This is a genomic window from Egicoccus sp. AB-alg6-2 (genome assembly GCF_041821025.1).
Classification (GTDB): Bacteria; Actinomycetota; Nitriliruptoria; order Nitriliruptorales; family Nitriliruptoraceae; genus Egicoccus.
Genome location: NZ_JBGUAY010000008.1, coordinates 1 through 21,956, shown reverse-complemented (window position 1 = coordinate 21,956; position 21,956 = coordinate 1). Strand labels below are relative to the sequence as shown.

Below are 21,956 nucleotides of genomic sequence, written 5' to 3'. Positions count from 1 at the left end.
AACCGACCAGCCCGCCGTTCGGGATTCGGTCGCACCCCGCACATGCCGCTTATCCTGCGCATCCCAGCTGCCGCGAGAACGGGCCCCGTGAACAGCGACGCCGAGCCGGTCGCCAGCACACCGGCATCGGCCGCGCCCGAACGCCGCCGCGTGCTACCGGCCGAGCACCAACGGGTGCCATCGTGGTTGACCACGGCCGCCGCCTGGGGCTGGCGGCTGCTCGTGCTGCTCATCGGCGCGGTGGCGGTGCTGTTCGTTCTCACCCGCCTGTCGCTGGTGACGCTGCCGATCATCATCGCCCTCATCCTGGCGACGCTGTGCGTACCTCCGGCGCGGGCGCTCGAGGCCCGCGGCATGCCACGCGCACCCGCGGCGCTGCTGGTCGTCGGTGGCGGCCTGCTCGCCATCGGTGGGCTCATCGCCGCGCTCACTCCCGCGTTCGTGACCCAGGTACAGGAGTTGCGCCCGACCGTCCTCGAAGCCGTCAACACCCTGTTCGGCCTCCTCGAGACCAATTTCGACTGGGATCGGGCCGAGATCGACGGCTATCTGAGCCAGATGACCCAGGCGGTCCAGGAGCGTGGCGGCGCGGTCGCCGGGCAGGTCCTCAGCGGTGCGGCCAGCGTCGTCCAGGCCATCGCCGCCCTGCTGCTGGCGCTGGTCCTGCTGTTCTTCTTCGTCAAGGACGGCGAGCAGATCGTGGCCTGGATGCTGGCCCGCAGCCCCGAGGACCACCGTGACACCGTGCGTGCCACGGGGCGTCGGGCATGGGCCGCGCTCGCGGGGTTCGTGCGCGGAACCGCCGCGGTCGCGCTGATCGACGCCATCGGCATCGGCATCGGCCTGGCCGTCCTGCGGGTGCCGCTGGTGCTGCCGATCGCCGTGCTGGTGTTCCTCGGCGGCTTCATCCCCGTCATCGGCGCCTTCGTGACGGGACTGCTGGCCGTGCTGGTCGCCCTGGCCGCGGGCGGGATGCAGCAGGCGTTGCTGGTGCTGCTGGTGGTGGTCGCGGTCCAGCAGCTGGAGTCCAACGTCCTTCAGCCGGTCATCATGCGCCGCGCCGTGTCGCTGCATCCGGTCGTGATCCTGTCGGCGCTGACCGCGGGCGCGGCCCTGACCGGCGTGGTCGGGGCCTTCCTCGCCGTCCCGATCGCCGCGGTCCTGTCCGCGGTCGGCAACGAACTGCGCCTGCGCGCCGAAGCGGACGCCGTCATCGAACCGCGGGCCGACGACGACCCGATGGGGCCGGTCGACGATCCGGTTCCGACCGACCAGCTGTAGCCCTGGACCCGTCGCGACGGGCCATGAAGGGGCACGGGAGGCGACGTCAGCCTCGGTCGGGACGGTGATGGCAGAGCGTTGACACCCCCGGCAGCGGAACTAGCCGAGCCGGCCAGGGCAAGTGCGCGTGCGGCGCCTTCAGGGCCGTGAACGGCCCAGTTCGCGGCTGAGTTCCCGGCATGCGCAACCCGCCCGGAGAACCGGCAAAGCCTGCCTTCCACTACAGGTGTCGGCTCTACTCCCCGACCGTAACCCTGAGGGATGGCCACTGTCCGTCCCGACTTCCGCTCCCCGGCCGGTGCACGAACGGCCGGGAGTGAGCGTGCGGAGAGCCCGCGCGTACCACCTCGCGGGGACCAGCTCGAGGTCCCCGGACGTGGTGTGGCATCGGCCCCCATCGGCGATGCCGTCCTCTGCTGCCGACCAAGGGGATCCCCTTGCCACGTACCTCCACCCTGCGCCAGCGCTTCCTCGTCGTCGGACTGATGGCCGGCCTGCTGGCAACCATCGCTGCACCCGCATTCGCTGCACCCCCGCAGGTCCGCGACTTCGGACCCGCCATCGACGCCTACGCCCGCTACGAGGGCCAGACCCGCTGCCTGTCGACTGAGCAGCCAGGCGTCCGAGACTTCCGAGCCTTGCTGCAGAAGGCCTACGGCGCCAACGGCGGCGGCATCCTGCGCAGCTGCTCCTCCGGCGGCAAGAGCGAGCACAAGGAGGGCCGCGCCTACGACTGGATGCTCAACGCCAACAACGCCACCGACCGTCGCAAGGCCGACGAACTGCTCGGCTGGCTGCTCGCGACCGACGAGCACGGCAACAAGCACGCCATGGCCCGCCGCTTCGGCATCATGTACATCATCTGGAACCGCCAGGTCTGGAACGCCTACCGGCCCAACGACGGCTGGCGCGCCTACACCGGTGCCAGCCCCCACACCGACCACATCCACTTCAGCTTCACGTGGGACGGCGCCCAGCGGAAGACCTCGTTCTGGACCGCCCCTGACATCGGCGAGGCGCGCGTCGCGGCCGCCCCGGGTCCGTTCAAGGACGTCGGCTCGAAGCACCGCTTCGTCAAGGAGATCTCCTGGGCCTCCGACGTCAACATCACCACCGGCTTCAGCGACGGCAACTTCCGTCCCGGCCAGGAGGTGACCCGTTCGCAGATGGTCGCTTTCGTGTGGCGCCTGATGGACCAGCCCACCTCCAACGTCGCGCACGGCTTCCGTGACGTCCCCGCAGACGCGCACTACAACCCCGCCCTGCGGTGGGCCGTCGCGGAGGGCATCATCGGCGGCGTCGGTGACGGCCGGTTCGCACCCAACGAGGTTCTGTCGCGGACCCAGATGGCCCGCATGCTGTACGCACTGGCCGGCCAACCGACCGGTGCACCGCAGCATCCCTTCGTCGACGTGCGCGACCGTGACGCCGCCGCCGTGTCGTGGCTGCGTCACCACGACATCACCGGCGGTCTGACCGCCGACCGGTTCGCCGGCCACTACCCCGTCACCCGTCAGCAGACCGCCGCGTTCCTGTACCGGCTCGCCGGAAGCGAGTCGGCGTGGACCGAGGCGTCCGCCACCCCGTCGACGGTCCGCTTCGGCTGACCTCCGGCGCCATCGCAGCACCCACGCGCCCGGCGGGGGCGGCCACCTCGACTACGAGGCCGGCACGCCCCACCCGGGCGCGTGGCGCGTCCAGGGACGCAACCGCTGCAGTTCGGCCGCCACGGCCAGGACCAGGTCCTCACGGCCGTTGGCGGCGACGACCTGCACCGACAGCGGCCGACCGTTGTGGTGCCACAGCGGCACCGCCGCCGCCGGCACGTCGGCGAGGTTGAAGGCCGCCGTGAGCGGGTACGCCGTGAGGTTGGCGACGGCGTTCATCGCCCAGCCTGCCGTGTGCCAGGTCCGAGCCGACAGCGGGTCACGGGCGAGCGTGGGGAGCACGAGCACGTCGTAGGTGTCGAACAGCTCCGCGAGACGATCCTGCCAGCGCTCGGCCTGCGCGTCCTTGACGGCGTCGCGCTCGAGAAGCATCCGGCCGAGCGCGACGTGAGTTCGGGTTCGCGATTGCAGCGCCGCCTCCTCGAGCCGCAACAGCTCGACGTCGCGGGCGGCGGCGCCGGCCCACCGGCTCAGGACGGCGGGGACCGTACCGGGCTCGTACGCCGGGTCGGCGTGGCCGACGGCGTGGCCGACGGAGCGCAACAGCCGCCCGGCCTCGATCGCCGCCTCGATCCACTGACGGCCGATGACCACACCGGGCGCGGGCGGAGCCCAGGACACGGCGACGTGCAGCGGGCGCGCCTCGGTGGTCGGAACCCGGAGGTGGTCGGTGCCCGCCACGACGTCGAAGAGCAGGGCAGCGTCGGCCACGGTGGTCGCCAGGGGCCCGTACCGACTCATGCCGAAGCCGTGACGCTCGCCGGCCACCTCGACTGGTGCAAGGGGCCGCCCCGGCTTGAGACCGAACACGCCACAGGCGGCCGCCGGGATGCGCACCGAGCCGAACGTGTCGGAGCCCAGCGCCAGCGGAACCACACCGGCGGCGACCGCCGCCGCCGACCCACCCGAAGAACCGCCCGCGGTCCGCGACGGGTCCCACGGGCTGACCGCGGTGCCGTCACGGTCGTCGGAGGTGCCCCACAGCGACAGCTCCGGAACCCGGGTCTTGCCGATCGGGATCCCGCCGGCCGCCCGGATGCGGGCCACCACCGCTTCGTCCTCTGGCGCCGGCTCGGCCGAGGACGCTCGCGAGCCGAAGCGGCTCGGCTCACCGGCGAGGTGCGCGACGTCCTTGATGGCGACGGGGACGCCGGCCAGCGGAAGGTCGTCGAGGTCGGCGCGGGCGTCGAGCGCGTCGGCCTCATCGAGCGCAAGGTCTCGACGGACCGACACGAACGCGCCCAGCTGCGGTTCGACGTCGGCCAGGTGATCGAGGTGCGCGGCGACCAGGTCCCGGGCGCGGACCCTCCCATCGTGGATGGCCGCCGCCATCTCGATGGCCGTGGCGCCGACGTGCGCGCGGCCCGGGTCTTCGGTCGGCATGGCTCGTCCAGCGGGTCGGCGTGACGCGTCGTGCGCCTGGGGGCACCCACCGTAAGCGTCCTCCCATCGGCTCGCGCGACGTGGTACGTGTACGTTCTGCACCGTCAGTGCACGGCGGTGCCGGGTCGACGACGAGGGGCGTTTCGTGGCTGCCGACCGACCGGAGGTCCATCTCCGCGTGCTCGTCTCCGACGACGCCGAGTGGATCGTCGAGGTGGATCGCGCGACCGCGTCGGCGCTCGCGCGCGGCTACGGCTGGGACGTCGAGAAGCTCGCGGCCGAACTGGACGAGGGCGTGTGGGCGTCCGACGACCGCTGGGGCTGGGCGATCGTGGTCGACGGCACACCCGGCGGCTTCACCCTCGTCACCGGCCTCGACGGCGAGGACGCGCGGATGTCGATCCGCATCGCCCCGCAGTTGCGCGGCAAGGGCGTCGGTCGTGAGGTGCTGCGCCAGCTCGCCGACCACCATTTCCAGGCCAATCCCCACCTCTTGCGGCTGCACGGCCGTGCCCACGAGCACAACGTGCCGATGCAGCGCGCCTTCAACGCCGCCGGCTTCCGGATGGAGGCCCGCTACCGCGACTCCTACCGCGCCACGCCCGACGGTCCGGCCGCCAACGAGTGGGGCTACGCGCTCACACGTGGGGACTGGGAGGGCGGCCGTCACCGGCTCGCCGGGCGCGGTTACGACCTGCACGGGCTGTGGTTCGAGGTCGACCAGACCATCGAGGGGCCCCGAGGTCACGGGCTCGAGTTCAAGTTCCTGCAGGAGGGACGTCGGGCGATCGCGCGTTACCACGCACACCGGATGACCGACGGCGAGCTGGCCGGGATCCTGGTCGACGACGTGTTCCGCTACCGGTTCGTGCACACCGAGGAACGCCACACCGGCGGGGTCGAGGTCGTCGGCCGCGGGCGGGCACGCCTCCAGCGACGTGGGGACGGCCGCCTCGAGGTCGTCGACGAGTGGTCCGACGACACCGGCGCGCACGGCCGACGGGTCCTGGTGGAGCGCCGCGACACCTGAGGGGGCGCCGGGCACCGGCGTCACCGGCGCACGAAACGATGCACGCGCACGGCGACCGTCACGGTCGTCGTCGCCGCGAGCGCGGCGGCCCGCTCCTGCAGTTGCGCGGCGTCGAGGTGGTGCCCGGTCGGGCCCATGGTGGCCAACGCGGCCGCGTCGGCCCGGTCGACGTGGACCTGTGTGCGGATCTCACGGGTGTCGAGGTGGTCGAGGTGAGGGGCCAGTTCGGCGCGGAGCCGCTCGTCCTTGCCCGGTTCGATGGCCAGCAGGCCGAGCCGTTCCCGCAGTTCGGCGAGGTGCTCATCCGCGGGCGTCACCACGACCAGCCGGCCACGCGGCACGAGCACGCGCGCGGCCTCGGCGGCGTTGCGCGGAGCGAACACGACCAGCACGGCCGCGGCGACGCTGTCCATCAGGGGCCAGGGGCGCCACACGTCGGCGACAACGACGGTCGTGGCCTCGGGGTCGGCGCGCGCCGCACGCCTGGCCGCAGGCACCGAGACGTCGATCGCGACGGCACGTCGCTCCCCCAACGCCCGACGCAACCGGACGAGGTGATGTGCGGTGCCGGCGCCGACGTCGACCAGGATCCCGGCGGGAAGGTCGTCGCAGGCGGCCGTCAGCGACGCGGTCACCACGTCGAGATGCCCCGCCGACAGCACCCGTTCGCGGGCCTCGACCATCGGAACCGTGTCACCGCCGGGTGTCTTCGCGCCGGCGAGCAGGTTCACGTAGCCCTGCCTGGCGACGTCGAAACTGTGCCCGGACAGGCACCGCCACACGCGTTCGTCCCGGGCGAGCGCCTGGCCGCAGTGCGGACACCGCAGCACCGCGACGTCTTCGCGGCTCAACGCCTCACCGCCGGCTGCCACCGCGCCGCAACTCGTCGGTCAGGGCCGCGACCACCGCGGCCCGCTCGGGCAGCGACGCCACCTCGACGTGTTCGCCCTCGGCGTGGGCACCGTCGCCGACGGCCCCGAGGCCATCGAGCGTCGGCACGCCGAGCGCGGCGGTGAAGTTGCCGTCGGAGGCGCCGCCGACGTGCGCCGCACCGGGCGGGTCCAGTCCGAGCGTCGTGGCGACGCGGACGAGACGCTCGTACAGCGGCCGACTCATCTCCTCGGCCAGCGGAGGGCGGTTCGGTCCGCCCCCGACGCTCAGCCGGGCCCCGGGCAGCACGGCTGCGGTGGTCCGGATGGCGGCGTCGACGCGGGCCTGCTCCGCGACGGTGGCGACCCGCACGTCGACGGCGACCCGCGCGAGCTCGGGCACGACGTTGGTGCCCGTACCGGCGGAAGCGACCGTCGGGGTCACCGTGGTGCCCTCGTGGGGGCGGGCCAACCGTTGCAGTGCGAGCACCTGGTGGGCCAGTTCGACCAGCGCGTTGATGCCGTTCTCCGGCTCGAGCCCGGCATGGGCCGCGCGTCCCCGGATCGCGAGCTCGTAGTTCGATGCGCCCTTGCGTCCCACCTTCACCGCACCGGCGGCGCTGGGTTCGAGGACGAGCACGGCGTCGAGCCCGCGCGCGGTGTCCTCGATGATCGCTCGCGAGGTGTCCGAGCCGATCTCCTCGTCGGAGGTCAGCAGGACGGCGACGCCGTCGAGGTCGTCCAGCGCCGCGAGCGCGTGGAAGCCGGCCACGATGCCCGCCTTCATGTCGAACACGCCCGGTCCGGTCGCCATGCCGTCGCGCACCTCGAAGGGCCAGCGGGCGAGCGTGCCGATGGGCCAGACCGTGTCGAAATGGCCGAGCAGCAGCACCCTCGGGGTCCCGAACCGCCATGCCAGGTGGGTGCGGCCCTGCGCAGTGAGCGTCTGCGGAGACGCGCCGAGCAGGCGGCGGCCGAGGTCGGCGACGACCTGCGCGCAGCGTGCGGTGGCGACCAGGTCGTCCGAGGGCGACTCGGTGCCGACCAGGACGGCGAGGTCGTCGAGCATGCCGGCCTGCCGGTCCCGCATGGCGGCGCGCAGGTCCGTGGTCATGCCGCCGGCGGCGCAGGAAGCCGTGCGACGCCGATGTGCAGCGCCGAGGACATGGCATAGACGACGCCGTCCTCGTCGATGAGCGCCCCGCGGGCCCGGACCTCGCGGCCGTCGACGCCGTCGAAGCGGGCGACCGTGCGCAGGGGATCCATCGCGGGCGCGTCGCCGAAGAAGCGCACGTGGTAGTGGGCCAGCAGCGCGCCCTCCCAGCCGTTGGCCTCGACCGCGTGCCAGGCGGACCACACGGTCGGGCAGTCCAGCACCGCCGCGACCAACAGCGGGTCGATGAATCCCTGCTCGTCAGCGAGCTCCTCGTCGCACACCCACGGGATGCTGATCTGTCCCTCGCCGGCCCAGGCGGGCAGCAGCCGCTGGCCGTGCGGGTGCTGGGGATCGGCGCCGCACACGAAGCAGTGCGGGAACGGCGACTCGGAACGGCCCGGCGGTACCGGTACGTGGGCGAGCTCGATCAGGTCGTACACACGCGGCGCGTCGTCGTGGCCGGCCAACTCGACCGTCGCGGCGACCAGCACCTGGTCGCCGTCGCGGGTCTCGACCTCGTAGGTCGCCGTGGTCTCGGTGGGCCGCACCCGCACCTGCAGCGTCTTCCCGAGGGGCGTCGGCGCGAACAGCTTCGCGTCGACGCTGGTCAGCGGGGCGCCGAAGCGGTCCGCGGCGCGGGCGGCGTCGATGGCCAGGCCGGCGGCGAAGCCACCCTGCAGGATCCCGGCCGGGCCGTCCAGCCCCGTCGGTACCTCGAGGTCACGGGCCAGCCAGCCGTCGACGAGCTCCGCCTGCGGGGCCAGCGTCATGCCGAGGGCGGGTGGCCCGACCGGCACCGGGGTGTCGTCTTCGGGGCGGAGTGGATCGCTCATGACGCGACCCTAGTCAACGGCGCGCGACCGGCCACGGGCCTCCGCGTGCGCCCGGCGTGACGCGGATGCTCGGCCACGACCGCGACAGGCCGTACCGTCCCGCTACCCGAGCAGGAAACGACCTTCCCGTGCGCTGTCCCGAATGCGGCGTCGATGACGACAAGGTCGTCGACTCGCGTCCGACGCCCGACGGCGCCGCCATCCGGCGTCGTCGCGAATGCCGGGTGTGCGGGACCCGGTTCACCACGTTCGAACGCGTCGAGCTGCCGGAACTGAACGTGCACAAGCGTTCCGGTGCCGTGACCCCCTTCTCGCGCCAGAAGGTCCTCGACGGCATGGCCCGTGCCGCCAAGGGGCGCGTGTCGCAGGAGGACCTCGAGCGGGCCGCCGCCCGGGTCGAACAGTCCCTGCGCGCCGGGGGCGCCCGCGCCGTGACCTCCGAGCAGGTCGGCCTCAAGGTCCTGGCCCAGCTGCACGAGCTCGACGACGTCGCCTACGTCCGCTTCGCCTCGGTCTACAAGGACTTCCAGGGGCCCGAGGACTTCGAGGAGGCGCTGCTCACGTTGCGCAAGGACGCACCGCCGAAGGCGCCGGACCGGGTCTGATCCGCGCCGTGCCGGCCACCCGCGGGCACAGCGGCGGCGATTAGAGTCGGCCGCCCGTGCCCGGAAGGAGCCGCGTCGTGTCGCCGATCCCGACGCGTCGGCCGGCGTCGTGAACCGGGGGGTGCGGGGCCGCGGCCGGGGCGGCGGCCTCCGTGAGCGGATCCGCCGCCTGTTCGAGACGGGCGGGACCGGTTTCCGCGACCTCGCGCTGGTGCAGGTCGCGAGCACCTCGCACGACACGCTGGTGGCCATCGGCCTGGCCGGCACCCTGTTCTTCGGCGTCCCGTCGACCGAAGCGCGTGCCAACGTCGCGCTCTACCTGGTCCTGACGGTGGCGCCGTTCGCAGTCATCGGACCGGTGCTCGGTCGCCTCCTGCGCCGCTCGCCGTTGGCGCTTCGGGCAGCCCTGGTCGGCGCGGCCGTCGGGCGGTGCCTGCTCGCGCTGCTGATCGCCGTACGCCCCGGGGGCTGGTGGCTGTTCCCCGCCGCCTTCGGGCTTCTGCTCCTGTCGCGCGTCCATGCCATCGTGCGCCATTCGCTGTTGCCCATCGCGCTGGACTCGCCGCATGCGCTCGTGGCGGCGAACGGTCGGCTGGCCTGGATCGGGGCCCTGGCCGGCGTGGCCGTCGCCCCGGTCGGTGCCGGCGCACTGTGGCTCGGTGGGACGGTGGCCGCGATGGTGCTCGCCGCGGTGGCGGCGGCCGTGACCGCCTGGCTCGGCCGCCGACTCCCCGATCCCGCACCCCGGACGCCACCAGCGGCGGCGCCCGACCGCCGGGAGCTGCGCATGTTGCTGCGCGTCCACCTGCCTGCCTCGGTCCGAGCGGCCCAGCTCACCACCGCCGTCGTGCGGGGGCTCAACGGCTTCCTGCTGCTGCTGCTCGCGTTCGCCTTCCACGAGCAGGAGGCGGCGCTGCTGGACTTCGGCGCCCTGATCGGTGCCGGTGGGCTCGGCTTCGCCCTGGCCTCGCTGGCCGCGCCCTACCTCGAGCAGCGTCTGCGCGAGGAACCGATGGTCGTGGCGGCACTCGCGCTCGAGGCCGCGGCCGCCTTCCTCGCCGGGCAGCTGTTCGGACTCGCCACCGGGGCCTTCCTCGCGCTGTCGGCCGGCTTCGCCTGGGGCACCGCCAAGCTCGCGTTCGACGGCCTGCTCCAGGGCAGCGTCGGCGAGGAGCGGCGCGGCCTGGCCTTCACCCGCTCCGAGACGCTGTTCGCCCTGGCGTGGGTCGTCGGCGCGATCATCCCGACCGCACTGCCCCTGCCGACCGGCTTCTACCTCGCCACGGCCGGCTTCGTCGCCCTGACGGCGCAGGTGATCTACGTCGGCCGGCTCATCGCCCCCGGCAGCGATCGCGCCGAGCGTTCCTGACCGACCGCGGCTCCGGACCAGGCGCGCCGGTCAGCGGACCGAGCGCATCACGGTGACGACCTTGCCCATGATCGAGGCGTCCTGGCCCGGCGTGACCGGGATCGGCTCGTACGCCTCGTTGGCGGGATCGAGGTACACCTCACCCGCCCGGGTACGCCGGAAGAACTTCACGGTCGCCTCGCCGTCGATCAGCGCCGCACACATCTCGCCCTGCTCGACCGTCGGCTGTTCGCGCACCACGACCAGGTCGCCGTCGAGCACACCGGCGTCGATCATCGACTCACCACGCACCCGGAGCATGAACAGCTGCCCGTCTCCGACGAGCTCCTTCGGCAGGGCGTACATGGCGTCGACGCGTTCCTCGGCCAGGATGGGGCCACCGGCCGCGATCTCGCCGACCAGCGGCACGTTGCGCGAACTGCCGGGCCGCATCTCGAGCGAGGTCTGCGGATCGCGCCCCATCTCCAACGCCCGCGGCTTGGTCGGATCGCGGCGCAGGTACCCCTTGGTCTCGAGCGTCTCGAGCTGGGCGTGGACCGACGACGTCGACTTCAGCCCGACCGCGTCGCCGATCTCGCGCACCGACGGCGGGTAGCCGTGGGCGTCGACGTGGGCGTGGATCACCTCGAGGATGGCGCGCTGACGCGCCGTGAGGGTGCTGATGTCGCGCGGTTGCTCGGTCACGGGCGAACTCCTCGTAAGGCACCGAAGCGAACGGGCGTTCGGACGATGGTGACCGTAACACGAACGCGCGCCGGATGCGAACACCCGTTCGGAAATCCGCTTGACCACCGAACACGCGTTCGCTTCACTGGAACAGAACACCCGTTCGATCACCGCGGCGGCGGGCATGTCACACCACCTTCGTAGGTTCGCCACACGGCCGAACGGCTCGCAGCCCCAGCACCCGAGGAGTCCCACGATGAGCACCCTGACCCTGACGGACGTCGCCCGCAGCCAGGGCGTCACGCCGCGTCACGCGGATCGCGTGGTGCGTCGCCCCAGCACGGCCGTGCTGTGGCGTCGGCGGGCGGTCGCGGTGTTGGGGCTGGTCCTGATCGCGTTCGCGCTCACCGTGGCGATCGGACGTGTCGGGGCCGAGGCGGAACTGGCCGACAAGGTCGCGGGCCACGTGGTCGTGCAGCCGGGTGAGAGCCTGTGGGAGGTGGCCGCCGCGACCGCCCCCGAAGGCGTGGACACCCGCCGCCACCTCGACGATCTGGTCCGGCTGAACGGCTTCGACTCCTCGCAGGTCGAGGCCTGGACCGTGGTCCTGCTCCCGGCTCGCTGACCGCCAGGCCCAGCCGGCTGCGGGGCCGGCCGCCCGCCCCCGCGTCGCTCAGGTGACGGCGTCGGCGGGGTCGCTGCCACCGGCCAGCAGCGTCAACGTCAGCATCAGGCCCTCGTGGGGCGCGAGCGGCTGCGTGAGAGCGTCGGCGCAGATCTCGACCAGCCAGCCGACGCCGTTGCGGGTCACGCCCGTCCCGAGGATGGCCACGTAGCCGTTGGCGGCGAGGAACTGGCGCTCGCTGATCTCGCCGTCCTCGATCGTGGCGTAGAACGCCGCGCCACGGAGGGCGTCGGCGGACGCCGGGTAGTCGGCCAGCAGATAGCGGTCGCCGACGACCACCGGCTGGTGGCCCGGTCCGCTGTCTCCGCGCCGCAGGTACTCGCCTCGGCAGATCTCGAGCGCGTCACCCTGGCTGCGCGAGACCCACCAGGACGCCGCTCCGAGCGAGGCGGCGACACTGGCGGCGAGTGCGGACAGGCGGTGCTCGGCGTCGTCGGGCGCCGACTGCATCGCCTGCAGGGCCGCGGCGGCCACCTGCCGGCCGATCGCACGCTCCGTGGCGCCGGTCTCGTAGCGGGGCGCGAGCACCGGCAGTTCGGCGACGCGTCCGTCGCGGAAGGCCCGCGCCTGACGCTTCTCGCGGTACTGCATCGCATCGGCCAGGCGAAGCAGTGCACGGGTGGCGGCGGCCGCGGTCGGTGCCCCGCCGGGCCGGCGGTCCACGATGGCGTACCCGCAGGCGAGACCGCCGCCGGTGGGTAGCTCGCCGGTGGCCGCCCGCACGCGCTGGGTGATGCGGCGGACCTCCTCCTCGTCGACGCCTTCGAGCACGAGGCAGAACTCGTCGCCGCCGATACGGGCGGCGAGGCCGCCGGGATGGTGCGAGATCTCGGTGGTCAGGATGGCGGCGACGTCACGAAGGAGACGGTCGCCCTCGCTGTGGCCGCGCTCGTCGTTGACCTGCTTGAGCTCGTTGACATCGCCGAGCACGATCGCCACGGGTGCGCGCAGCGTCTCGGCAGCGAAGATCGCTTCCAGCCGCTCGTCGACGGCGCGACGGTTGGCCAGGCCGGTGAGGCGGTCGCGGTAGGCGAGCTCGTGCAGGACGGCCCGATCCTTGAGGTGACGCAGCGCCGCACCGACCAGGCCGGCCAGGGTCTGGGCCAGGACCAGCTCGAGCTCGCCGAACGGCGGGCGGCCGCGCCGGCGGGTGACGTAGAGGTCGCCCCAGACCTCGCCGCCGACGAACACCGGGACCGACAGCGCCGCGTGCTTGTCCAGCGAGCGCAGCAGGTCACGGTCGACGTCGGGCAGCTCGGGATCGTCGACCGTGCCCAGCCAGGATCGCCCCTGCAGCAGCACGGCGACCAGCCCACGGACGCCCTCCAGGCGGTAGGTCTCGTCCAGGGGGCGCGGCTGTTCCCAGCCGGCGAGGTCACCGTGGTTGCGGAGCGTGCGCGCCACGCCCTCGGCGCGGTCGAACCGCGACAGCGACGCCGCGTCGGCGTAGAGGCTGCGGACGGCGACGTCGACCGCGAGGTCGTAGACCTCGTCCTCGTGCTCGCTGCGGCCGAGCCGGCGTCCCGCGAGCGCCAGTGCCCGCAGGCGTGCCGCCAGTTCGACGCCGCCGTCGCGGGTGAGCACGTCCTCGGTCAGCTGCCCGCCTCCTGCTCCCAGGCCTCGATCTCGTCGGCGAACACGTCGACGTCGAGGTAGGGCCGCAGCCGGCGCGCCACGTCGGCGTCCAGATCCGCCACCAACTCGGTCCCCTTGTCCCCGTGCGCCTCCTTGACCACCTGCCCGCTGCGGTGCGCCAAGGCGACCAGATCTTGCCGCGCGTACGGGATGTGCGCCGTGATTCGCAGGCGTTGCCCCGGAATCCGCACACGGATGCGCTCGACGAGTTCGTCGAGGCCCGCGCCCGTGTGCGCCGACACCAACACCGGGTCGGCGTCGAGCTCGACCTGCACCCGGCGGGCGAGCGCCTCGACGGTCGCCGGGTCGGCCCGGTCCACCTTGTTGAGCACGATCTGTTCGGGGACGGCGTCCGCGCCGATCTCCTCGAGGACCTCGTGCACCGCCACGATGTGCGCCTCTGCCTCGGGATGCGACGCGTCGACGACGTGCAGCAGCAGGTCGGCGCTGGCCGACTCCTCGAGCGTGGACTTGAACGACTCGACCAGCCCGTGCGGCAGCTTGCGCACGAACCCGACCGTGTCGGTCATGACGACGTCGCGTCCGTCGTCCAGCGGCAGCCGTCGCACGGTGGCGTCCAGCGTGGCGAACAGACGGTTCTCGACCAGCACGTCGGCACCGGTGAGCGCGTTGAGCAGCGACGACTTGCCGGCATTGGTGTAGCCCACCAGCGCCGCGACACGGACCTGGTTGCGGTCGCGCTCCGCCGACTTGGTCTCGCGGATCCGGGCATAGTCCTTGAGGTCGCGACGCAGCTTGGAGATGCGGCGCATGATCCGCCGGCGGTCGACCTCGAGCTGGGTCTCACCGGGACCACGACCACCGATACCGGCACCGCCCGCCGTCCGGCCACCGGCCTGGCGCGACAGCGCCGTCCCCCACCCACGCAGGCGCGGCAGCAGGTAGCTCAGCTGGGCGAGCTCGACCTGGGCCTTGCCCTCGCGCGAGGTCGCGTGCTGGGCGAAGATGTCGAGGATCACGATCGTGCGGTCGAGCACCTTCTGCTTGATCTTCTCCTCGAGCGTGCGCTGCTGCGCAGGGGTCAGCTCGTCGTCGAAGACCACCGCGTCCGCGCCGTGGGCCGCGACCAGTTCACGAAGCTCGGCCACCTTGCCGGCGCCGATGTAGGTCGACGACTGCGGGCTGTCGAGGCGCTGGACCACCCGCTCGACCACCTCGGCCCCGGCGGTGTCGAGCAGGGCGGCGAGCTCGTCGAGGGAGGCGTCGACGTCGGCGGTCGTGCGTCCGGGCAGCTGCACGCCCACGATCACGGCCGCCTCGACGCGGCGGATGATGTCGACGCCCTCCCGCGGCGCGCCCTCCTCGATGACGTCGCGGCGGCGGCGACGCTCCTCGGCGCGGCTGAGTTCGTCCGCCGTCAGGACGGTCCCGTCACCCAGGCGCAGGTCCTCGGGCGAGGGTTCGTCGTCGATTCCGAAACCGTCGACACGGTCGTCCAGCACCGCGTCGTCGTCGAGCGGGAAGTAGTCGTCGGAACTCAGGGTGAGGTCTCCATCTCGCCGGTCTGCGCCATCCGCAGCCAGGCTTCGTCGAGCGTGCCGTGGCCGACCTCGACGGCCGGCCCGGTCATCATCACGGGGCCGCCGGGGCGCCACCGCACCGTCAGTGTGCCGCCTGGCAGCTCGACCGCCACCTCCTCGTCCACATCGCCGTCGCGCTGCAGCGCGACCACGGTGGCGCAGGCGCCGGTCCCGCAGGCGGCGGTCTCGCCGACCCCGCGTTCCCACACCCGCAGGCGTACCCGACCGCGGTCGACCACCTGGGCGAACTCGACGTTGGTCTTGGCGGGGAAGGCGGCGTGGGTCTCGACGCTCGGGCCCAGCGTGAGGACGGGCGCCGCGCGGACGTCGTCCACCCGGGTGACCGCGTGCGGGTTGCCCATGGACAACACGGCGACGTCGAGGGAGTGATCCTCGACCGTGACCGTGTAGCGGTCGCTGCCGTCGGCGGCGACCGCGGCCGCCTCGGGCTCGAACGGGACCTCGTGCGCGCTGAACACCGGCGGTCCCATGTCGACCTCGACCTCGGCGACCCTGCCGTCGGGGTGGCGCGCGACGATCCGCACCGGTCGGGGACCGGAACGGGTGCCGACCATGATCGTGCCGTCGGGGCGGGGGGTCGCGAGGCCGTGGTCGACGGCGTGCTTGGCGGTGACGCGCACGCCGTTGCCGCACATCTCCACGACCGACCCGTCACCGTTGCGGTAGTCCATGAACACGTCACCGTCGGCCGGATCGGTGACCCCGCCGATGCGGATCACGCCGTCGGCGCCGACGCCCTTGCGCCGGTCGCACAACGCCCGCACCAGCGAGGCGGACACGTCGAGTTCGTCGTGCGGATCGCTCAGCACGACGAAGTCGTTCCCGGTCCCATGCGCCTTGGTGAACTGCATCGGGCCAGCGTACGCGCACGTTCTCGCCGCGACAGCCCTGCCCTGGCCTTCCGCACTGCTTGACTGCGCCCGCTGCCGGTCCGGCGGGACCTTGGCGTCGGCGCGCCGACCACGCATCCCCGCCCCGGAGGAGGGCGTGCGGTGCGACGTTGGGGCAAGCGGGTGCTGCTCGGCCTGGTGGGGGTGATCGTGCTGTCGCTGATCGCGGTCGCCGTCACCGGCACCTGGATGGTGCGGCGATCCTTCCCACAGCTCGACGGGGAGGTCGCCTTCGCCGGGCTGGATGGGCCGGTCGAGGTCCGCCGCGACGCCCACGGCATCCCGACGATCGTCGCGCGGACCAGCACGGACCTGTTCCGTGCGCAGGGATTCGTGCACGCGCAGGACCGGTACTGGGAGATGGACTTCCGTCGGCACGTCACGGCCGGACGCATCGCCGAGCTGTTCGGGACCTCGCAGCTCGAGACCGATCGGTTCGTGCGCACCCTCGGCTGGCGCCGCGTCGCCGAACAGGAACTCCAACTGCTCGCTCCCGAGACGATCGCGATGCTGGAGGCCTACGCCGAAGGGGTCAACGCCTGGGTCGGCGACAAACGGGGCAGCGCCCTGTCGCTCGAGCACGGGCTGCTCCCGCTCGCCGGCGCCCGTGGCTACGAGCCCGAGCCCTGGACGCCGGCCGATTCGGTCGCCTGGCTCAAGGCGATGGCCTGGGACCTGCGCTCCAACCTCGAGGACGAGCTCCTGCGGGGCCGGCTGCAGACCGTCGACCTCGGCGAGGGACGCGACTGGGCGGAGCTGTACCCCGATTTCCCCCACGGGCGCCACGAGACCATCCTCGACGAACAGGATCTCGCCGCGGCCGATGCCTTCGCGCCTGCCGACGCCACCGCGGGCGCCTCCGACGCGTCTGACGCGTCGGACGCCTCGAACGTCGGCGACGGGAACACCGACGAGGATGCGCAGGCCGCCGGAGCGGCCGCGATGGAGACGGCCCTCGCCCGGGCGCAGGAGGCACTGCTGGCCGCGCCGCAGTCGCTGGGCGACGGCACGGGCGACGGCATCGGTTCGAACTCGTGGGTGATCGCGCCCGAGCGCTCGGCAACCGGCGGGGCCCTCCTGGCCAACGACCCCCACCTCGGTCCGTCACAGCCGTCGCTGTGGTACCAGGTCGGCTTGCGGTGCGCCGAGGTGACCGACGACTGCCCCTGGCAGGTGGCGGGCTTCTCCTTCGCCGGCGTCCCGGGCATCGTCATCGGCCAGAACGCCCGCATCGCGTGGGGCTTGACCAATCTCGGTCCCGACGTCGCCGACCTCTATGTCGAGCAGCTCGACGGTGACCGCTACCTGACCGAGGACGGCTGGCAGGACCTCGAGGTGATCGAGGACACGCTGCGCGTCGCCGGTGGGGACGACGTCGCGCTCACCATCCGCTCGACCCGCAACGGTCCGCTGTTCTCCGACATCGCCGAGGGCGGCCGCGAGATCGCCGCCGGGCCCCAGGGTGCCGCGGGGACGGACGCGGACGCGGACGTCGAGTTCGCCGTCAGCCTGCGCTGGACGGCGTTGGAGCCGGGCACGACCATGGACGCCGTCGCGGGCATCATGGGCGCCGGCGACTTCGCCGAGTTCCGCGACGCCGCCGCACGGTTTGACGTGCCGAGCCAGAACCTGGTGTACGCCGATGTCGACGGCCACATCGGCTACCAGGCACCGGGGCGCATCCCGGTGCGCCCGCAGGGCGACGGCACCGTGCCCGTACCGGGTTGGACCGGCGAGCACACCTGGGACCGCTACCTCGACCACGACGAGCTGCCGTTCACGTTCGACCCGCCGGCCGGCGCCATCATCACCGCCAACCAGCCGGTCCTGCCCGAGGGCGTCGCACCGTTTCTGACCAGGGACGCCGACGCCGGCTACCGCGCTCATCGGATCAACGAACTCATCGGTGACCGCAGCGGCCTGACACAGGCCGACCTGCTCGAGGTCATGCTGGACAACCACAACGCCAATGCCGCGTTCCTGCGGCCCTATCTGCTCGACCTCGACGTCGACGACGAGGTCGCCCAGGCGCAGGGGGTCCTGCGCGACTGGGACCTGCAGGACGACGCCGACAGCTCGGGCGGCGCGATCTTCAACGCCTTCTGGGCCAACCTGTTGCGGCACACCTTCCACGACGAGCTGCCCGAGTGGGCCTGGCCGACCGGTGGGTCACGCTGGTGGGAGGTGGTCCGGCACCTCGCCGACCAGCCCGACTCCCCCTGGTGGGACGACCTCGCCACCGACGAGGTCGAGACCCGCGACGACATCCTGGCCGCGGCCCTGACCGACGCCCATGCCGAGACGGTCGAGCGCTTCGGCGACGACCCCGCCGACTGGCGCTGGGGCGAGATGCACGTGCTGCACCTCACCCACCAGACCTTCGGCGAGTCCGGTGTCGCCCCGATCGAGCGACTGTTCAACCGTGGGCCGCTGGAGACCTCGGGCGGGGTGTCGATCGTCAACGCCACCGGCTGGAACGCCGCCGAGGGCTACGAGGTGAACTGGGTCCCCTCGCTGCGCTACGTGGTCGACGGCAGCGACTTCGACGCCGGCCGCTGGATCCATCTCACCGGCCAGTCCGGCCGCCCGTTCCACCGCCACTACCGCGACCAGGCCGAGCGGTGGCGCGACGGCGAGACCCTGCCACTGCCGTTCTCGGCCGACGCCGTCGACGCTGCCACCGAGCACACCCTGGTCCTCGACCCCGGCGACTGAGCCGGGCCGGCGTCGAGCGTCACGGAGCCCAGTCGGCGAGGACGGCGGCCGGGTCGGTCGGCGTGCAGCGCGGGTCCGCGCGGAACCAGCTGCGCTGGCGTTTCGCATAGCCCCAGGTGCGCTTCGCGATCGTCTCCGCGAGCCGGTCGGGGGGCGCCTCACCGTCGAGCACCGCCGCCGCCTCGGCGTACCCGATCGCCTTCGCGGCGGTGGCGGACAGTCCGGCAGGGGCCGCCCGCAACGTGGCGACCTCGTCGAGCAGCCCCGCCTCGACCATGGCCCGCGCCCGCTGCTCGATGCGGTCACGGAGCAGCTGGGTCGGGGGCTCGAGGTAGGCGACCCGCAGGCCGGGGAAGACGGACGCGTAGCGGGTCCAGGCGTCGGCGAAGGCGGAGAACGGCTCGCCGGTCAGCTCGATGACCTCCAGTGCCCGCACGGTGCGACGGACGTTGCCCGGCTCGATGCGTGCGGCCGCCACGGGGTCCAGCCGCTGCAGGTGGGTGTGCGCGGCGGCCGGCCGCTCCCACCACGTGTGCTCCAGGCGTGCGCGGACCGCTGGATCGGTGGGTGGGAAGCGCAGGTCGTCGACGACGGCCCGGAAGTACAGCCCCGATCCGCCGACCAGCAGCGGTGTCGCCCCGCGGTCGAGCACGCCGTCGATCAGGGCGCGGACCTCGGCCTGGAACCAGGCGACGGTGACCTCCTGCGACGGAGCGCACAGGTCGATGCCGTGGTGGGGGACCTCGGCGCGCTCCGCGATGGACGGCTTGGCGGTGCCGATGTCCATGCCTCGATACACCGTGAACGCGTCGATGGCCACCAGTTCGGTCAGCCTGCCGGCGACGTTGCGGCCTCGAGCGACGTCGAGCGCCAGTGAGGATTTGCCGCTGGCCGTGGGACCGACGATGGCCAGGACCTCAGGGCCGGGAGCGGCCGCGTTCACGCCGTCGGCTCGCCGTGGGCGACGAGCCGGCCGGTGCCCTCGACCACGCGGTAGTCGAGCGAGGTGAAGGGCCGGTTGGCGCCGAACGCGCTGATCAGGACGGTCAACGGCGCCCAGCCCGCCGCCTGGCAGGCGGCGGCGGCCGACGGCCCGAGGCCGGCGAGCGTCTCGGTGTCCCCGGTCCGCACGGCCGCAACGGCGGCCTCGTCCCAGGCCGCGGCCCGGGTGGGCTCGTCCCCGACCGCCGCGAGGTCGCCGGCGGCCACGAGTACGATGCGGCGGTCGGTGGCGCGCGCGGCGCCGACGATGCCGGCGGCGGTCGCCTCGAGGGCCTGCCACCCGGCCGCCCGTGGCAGCGTGATCGACTGCACGCCTGCCCGGGGCTGGACGGCGTGCACCAGCAGGGCGAGAGCGGCCAGGCTGCCGTGGAGCCAGTCGTTGCGTACCCGGGGTATCTGCCCCCGCGAGGCGAGTGCGCCGAGCAGGGTCTCGTCGTGGTGCAGCTCGGCGCGCAGCGGCGGTACGCCGTCGGGGGCGACCACCGCTCCCGAGGCGTCGTGGACGAGCCCCTCGTCACCGGCGGCGAGCAGCACGAAGGAGTCCGTGTCCGGCAGCGATGCGAGCGCGCCGTCGACGGCGTCCCGGAGGGCACGGGCGTTCGCGGTCCCGGTGCCGGTGAACAGCTCGGAGGTGGTCGGCAGGGCCACGCGGGCCGCGATCGTCACCCGGCAGCCGGTGTGCTGGTCAGCACCGGCAGCTGCAAGCCCGCGGCACCGGGGGTCGGCCGGGCGTCGGCGGGCATCGTGTGGCTCTCGCCGCGGGCGATGGCCGCGCCGGCGGCGCGGCCCGCCGCGGTGCGCCGGACGAGGTCGGCTTCACCGGCGATCGCGTAGTTCGAGGTTGCCTGGGCCACCTCGACGGCGACCAGGTCGCCGGGTGCGAACGCCGGCTCGTCGCCTGGTTCGGTGGCGGGGGCCGTGAAGTGGACCAGGTGGTTGCCGCGGGTGCGTCCCGACCAGCGCGCCGGGTCGGTCTTCGACGGCGCCTCGACCAGCAGTTCCTGGGTCGTGCCGAGCAGCCGCTGATGTGCGGCGAGCGACTGGGCGCGGGTCAGCGCCTCGAGACGGCCGTAGCGCTCGCGGACCACCTCGGCGGGGACGAACTCGTCGGCCATGTGCGCAGCCGGCGTGCCAGGACGCGGTGAGTACTGGAACGTGAACGCCTGGTCGAAGCCGACCGCGTCCACGACGTCGAGGGTCGCCTGGAAGTCCTCGTCGGTCTCGCCGGGGAAGCCGACGATGATGTCGGTCGTCAGCGCCGCGTCGGGCATCAGCGCGCGGGTCTTGTCGACCAGGGCCAGATAACGACGGGTCCGGTAGGAGCGCCGCATGCGACGCAGGACCCGGTCGGAGCCGGACTGCAGCGGCAGGTGCAGGTGCTGGCAGACGTTGGGCGTCTCGGCCATCGCGTGCAGGACCTCGTCGCTGAAGTCGCGCGGATGCGGCGAGGTGAACCGCACGCGTTCGAGCCCTTCCACCTCCCCGAGTTCGCGGAGCAGCTGCGCGAACTGCGACGCGCCGGCGAGGTCGCGACCGTAGGAGTTGACGTTCTGACCCAGCAGCGTCACCTCGACCACGTCGTCGGCGACGAGGGTCTGCACCTCGTCGACGATCTCGCCGATCCGGCGGGAGCGTTCCGGGCCGCGCAGGCTGGGCACGATGCAGAACGTGCAGCTGTTGTTGCAGCCGACCGCGATGGAGACCCAGGCGTGGTGACGCACCGAACGCTTGGCCGGCAGGGCCGACGGGAAGGTCTCGAGCTGCTCGACGAGCTCGACGACGGGAATCGCGGCGGAGTCCGCCTGCGCCAGCAGCTGCGGCAGGTCCGGCAGGTTGTGGGTGCCGTAGACGACGTCGACCCAGGGCGCCTTCTCGGCGACCGTCTGGCCGTCCTTCTGCGCGAGGCAGCCGCCGACCACGATGGTCAGGTCGCGTCCCTCCCGGTGGCGTTCGTCCTTGAGCCCCTTGAGATGTCCGAGCGTGCCGTAGAGGCGGTTGTCCGCGTTCTCGCGCACGGCGCAGGTGTTGAGCAGCACGAGATCAGCGCTGCTCTCGTCACCGGCACGTCGAAATCCGAGCGTCTCCAGCATGCCGGCGGCACGACCGGAGTCGTGCTCGTTCATCTGGCAGCCGAACGTGCGGATGAAGTAGCTGCGGGGCACGGCGTCCTCGACGTCGAGGTGGCAACGAGTGCACGTCGGCTTCTGGTCGCCCCGACGTGCTCGGACGCGGATGGTGCCCTACGCGGCTGCCCGAAGCGAGCCGGGGGCGTTCAGGGACCGCCGTCGCCGCCCTCACGGACGGTCGTGAGCCGCTTGCGGTTCTCGTGGTGCTCGGCGACCGCGTCGTCGTGGTGCGTGCCGCGCCCGGTGGCGACGAAGGCGACCAGCAGGATGCCGAGCAGTGCCGCGGAGATGACGTCACCGGGGACCGTGACGAAGAACACCACGAGCGCGGCGAGCAGCCCGAAGCCGAACCAGGCCCGCTTCTGGGATTGGCCGGTGAACAGCCCCAGGACCACCGCGAGCACGGGGACGCCCACGATCACCCACGCCTGCGCGACGTTCACCGGTGCCTCCTCGTTTCCCATCCAGCACGACGGCGCAAG

General features: G+C 72.9%; 19 protein-coding genes. 7 read left to right on the top strand and 12 right to left on the bottom strand.

Annotation, left to right across the window (positions count from 1 at the left end):
- Positions 1-87 precede the first annotated feature (87 nt).
- Both ACERMF_RS15030 and ACERMF_RS15025 read left to right on the top strand, forming a co-directional pair.
- Positions 88-1,281 carry an AI-2E family transporter gene (locus ACERMF_RS15030; RefSeq protein ID WP_373669937.1) on the top strand — a complete coding sequence of 398 codons (1,194 nt, stop codon included), beginning with the start codon at positions 88-90 and terminating at the stop codon, positions 1,279-1,281.
- A 437-nt stretch (positions 1,282-1,718) separates the two neighbouring features.
- A complete protein-coding gene (locus tag ACERMF_RS15025) occupies positions 1,719-2,888 on the top strand; it encodes an S-layer homology domain-containing protein (RefSeq protein WP_373669936.1) in 1,170 nt (389 codons plus the stop codon).
- 51 nt (positions 2,889-2,939) lie between these two features.
- Here the strand turns inward: ACERMF_RS15025 and ACERMF_RS15020 are convergent, their stop codons facing one another.
- Positions 2,940-4,331, bottom strand: coding sequence for an amidase (locus ACERMF_RS15020; protein ID WP_373669935.1), 1,392 nt, complete (start codon positions 4,329-4,331; stop codon positions 2,940-2,942).
- Between the two features lie 145 nt (positions 4,332-4,476).
- On the opposite strand from ACERMF_RS15020, the gene ACERMF_RS15015 reads away from it, so the two are divergent.
- A complete protein-coding gene (locus tag ACERMF_RS15015) occupies positions 4,477-5,361 on the top strand; it encodes a GNAT family N-acetyltransferase (RefSeq protein WP_373669934.1) in 885 nt (294 codons plus the stop codon).
- A 20-nt stretch (positions 5,362-5,381) separates the two neighbouring features.
- Here the strand turns inward: ACERMF_RS15015 and ACERMF_RS15010 are convergent, their stop codons facing one another.
- Genes ACERMF_RS15010 through ACERMF_RS15000 form a run of 3 tightly spaced genes read right to left on the bottom strand, consistent with a single transcriptional unit; the run spans position 5,382 to position 8,219 of the window.
- Positions 5,382-6,212, bottom strand: a complete 831-nt coding sequence (locus tag ACERMF_RS15010; protein ID WP_373669933.1) for a putative RNA methyltransferase — start codon at positions 6,210-6,212, stop codon at positions 5,382-5,384.
- Positions 6,213-6,216: 4 nt separating this feature from the next.
- On the bottom strand, positions 6,217-7,344 hold the full coding sequence (locus ACERMF_RS15005) for a M20 family metallopeptidase (protein ID WP_373669932.1): 1,128 nt from the start codon (positions 7,342-7,344) through the stop codon (positions 6,217-6,219).
- On the bottom strand, positions 7,341-8,219 hold the full coding sequence (locus ACERMF_RS15000; protein ID WP_373669931.1) for a hypothetical protein: 879 nt from the start codon (positions 8,217-8,219) through the stop codon (positions 7,341-7,343). The genes ACERMF_RS15005 and ACERMF_RS15000 overlap by 4 nt, the downstream gene beginning before the upstream one ends.
- 128 nt (positions 8,220-8,347) lie before the next feature.
- On the opposite strand from ACERMF_RS15000, the gene nrdR reads away from it, so the two are divergent.
- Both nrdR and ACERMF_RS14990 read left to right on the top strand, forming a co-directional pair.
- A complete protein-coding gene (gene nrdR, locus ACERMF_RS14995) occupies positions 8,348-8,824 on the top strand; it encodes a transcriptional regulator NrdR (protein WP_373669930.1) in 477 nt (158 codons plus the stop codon).
- Positions 8,825-8,933: 109 nt separating this feature from the next.
- A complete protein-coding gene (locus ACERMF_RS14990; RefSeq protein WP_373669929.1) occupies positions 8,934-10,193 on the top strand; it encodes a hypothetical protein in 1,260 nt (419 codons plus the stop codon).
- A gap of 30 nt (positions 10,194-10,223) precedes the next feature.
- On the opposite strand, the gene lexA is transcribed toward ACERMF_RS14990, so the two are convergent.
- Positions 10,224-10,985: a transcriptional repressor LexA gene (gene lexA, locus ACERMF_RS14985; protein ID WP_373670074.1), complete on the bottom strand. Its 762-nt coding sequence runs from the start codon at positions 10,983-10,985 to the stop codon at positions 10,224-10,226.
- A 130-nt stretch (positions 10,986-11,115) separates the two neighbouring features.
- Between lexA and ACERMF_RS14980 the strand changes: the two genes are divergently transcribed.
- Positions 11,116-11,484 carry a hypothetical protein gene (locus tag ACERMF_RS14980; RefSeq protein WP_373669928.1) on the top strand — a complete coding sequence of 123 codons (369 nt, stop codon included), beginning with the start codon at positions 11,116-11,118 and terminating at the stop codon, positions 11,482-11,484.
- Between the two features lie 48 nt (positions 11,485-11,532).
- On the opposite strand, the gene ACERMF_RS14975 is transcribed toward ACERMF_RS14980, so the two are convergent.
- From ACERMF_RS14975 to dapF, 3 genes are read right to left on the bottom strand one after another with little or no spacing between them, the layout of a single operon-like run.
- Positions 11,533-13,128 carry a GGDEF domain-containing protein gene (locus ACERMF_RS14975; RefSeq protein WP_373669927.1) on the bottom strand — a complete coding sequence of 532 codons (1,596 nt, stop codon included), beginning with the start codon at positions 13,126-13,128 and terminating at the stop codon, positions 11,533-11,535.
- A gap of 8 nt (positions 13,129-13,136) precedes the next feature.
- Positions 13,137-14,642: a GTPase HflX gene (gene hflX / locus ACERMF_RS14970; RefSeq protein ID WP_373669926.1), complete on the bottom strand. Its 1,506-nt coding sequence runs from the start codon at positions 14,640-14,642 to the stop codon at positions 13,137-13,139.
- Between the two features lie 35 nt (positions 14,643-14,677).
- Positions 14,678-15,592 (bottom strand): diaminopimelate epimerase, encoded by a 915-nt coding sequence (dapF, locus tag ACERMF_RS14965; RefSeq protein WP_373669925.1) that lies wholly within the window; start codon positions 15,590-15,592, stop codon positions 14,678-14,680.
- Positions 15,593-15,733: 141 nt separating this feature from the next.
- Here dapF and ACERMF_RS14960 point away from each other — a divergent pair, with 141 nt between their 5' ends.
- On the top strand, positions 15,734-18,346 hold the full coding sequence (locus tag ACERMF_RS14960; RefSeq protein WP_373669924.1) for a penicillin acylase family protein: 2,613 nt from the start codon (positions 15,734-15,736) through the stop codon (positions 18,344-18,346).
- 19 nt (positions 18,347-18,365) lie between these two features.
- On the opposite strand, the gene miaA is transcribed toward ACERMF_RS14960, so the two are convergent.
- The 4 genes from miaA to ACERMF_RS14940 form a co-directional block, all read right to left on the bottom strand.
- Positions 18,366-19,289, bottom strand: a complete 924-nt coding sequence (gene miaA / locus ACERMF_RS14955) for a tRNA (adenosine(37)-N6)-dimethylallyltransferase MiaA (protein WP_373669923.1) — start codon at positions 19,287-19,289, stop codon at positions 18,366-18,368.
- Entirely contained in the window at positions 19,286-19,996 is a 711-nt protein-coding gene (locus ACERMF_RS14950) for a hypothetical protein (RefSeq protein ID WP_373669922.1), read from the bottom strand. The genes miaA and ACERMF_RS14950 overlap by 4 nt, the downstream gene beginning before the upstream one ends.
- Before the next feature lie 14 nt (positions 19,997-20,010).
- Positions 20,011-21,510, bottom strand: coding sequence for a tRNA (N6-isopentenyl adenosine(37)-C2)-methylthiotransferase MiaB (gene miaB / locus ACERMF_RS14945; RefSeq protein WP_373669921.1), 1,500 nt, complete (start codon positions 21,508-21,510; stop codon positions 20,011-20,013).
- Between the two features lie 110 nt (positions 21,511-21,620).
- A partial coding sequence (locus ACERMF_RS14940; protein WP_373669920.1) for a hypothetical protein occupies positions 21,621-21,956 on the bottom strand: 336 nt, incomplete at its 5' end.

Coding starts and splice junctions, on each gene's coding strand:
- ACERMF_RS15005 (WP_373669932.1), bottom strand. CDS start 7,344: ATGACCACGGACCTGCGCGCCGCCATGCGGGACCGGCAGGCCGGCATG.
- dapF (WP_373669925.1), bottom strand. CDS start 15,592: ATGCAGTTCACCAAGGCGCATGGGACCGGGAACGACTTCGTCGTGCTG.
- ACERMF_RS14980 (WP_373669928.1), top strand. CDS start 11,116: ATGAGCACCCTGACCCTGACGGACGTCGCCCGCAGCCAGGGCGTCACG.
- ACERMF_RS15020 (WP_373669935.1), bottom strand. CDS start 4,331: ATGCCGACCGAAGACCCGGGCCGCGCGCACGTCGGCGCCACGGCCATC.
- ACERMF_RS15000 (WP_373669931.1), bottom strand. CDS start 8,219: ATGAGCGATCCACTCCGCCCCGAAGACGACACCCCGGTGCCGGTCGGG.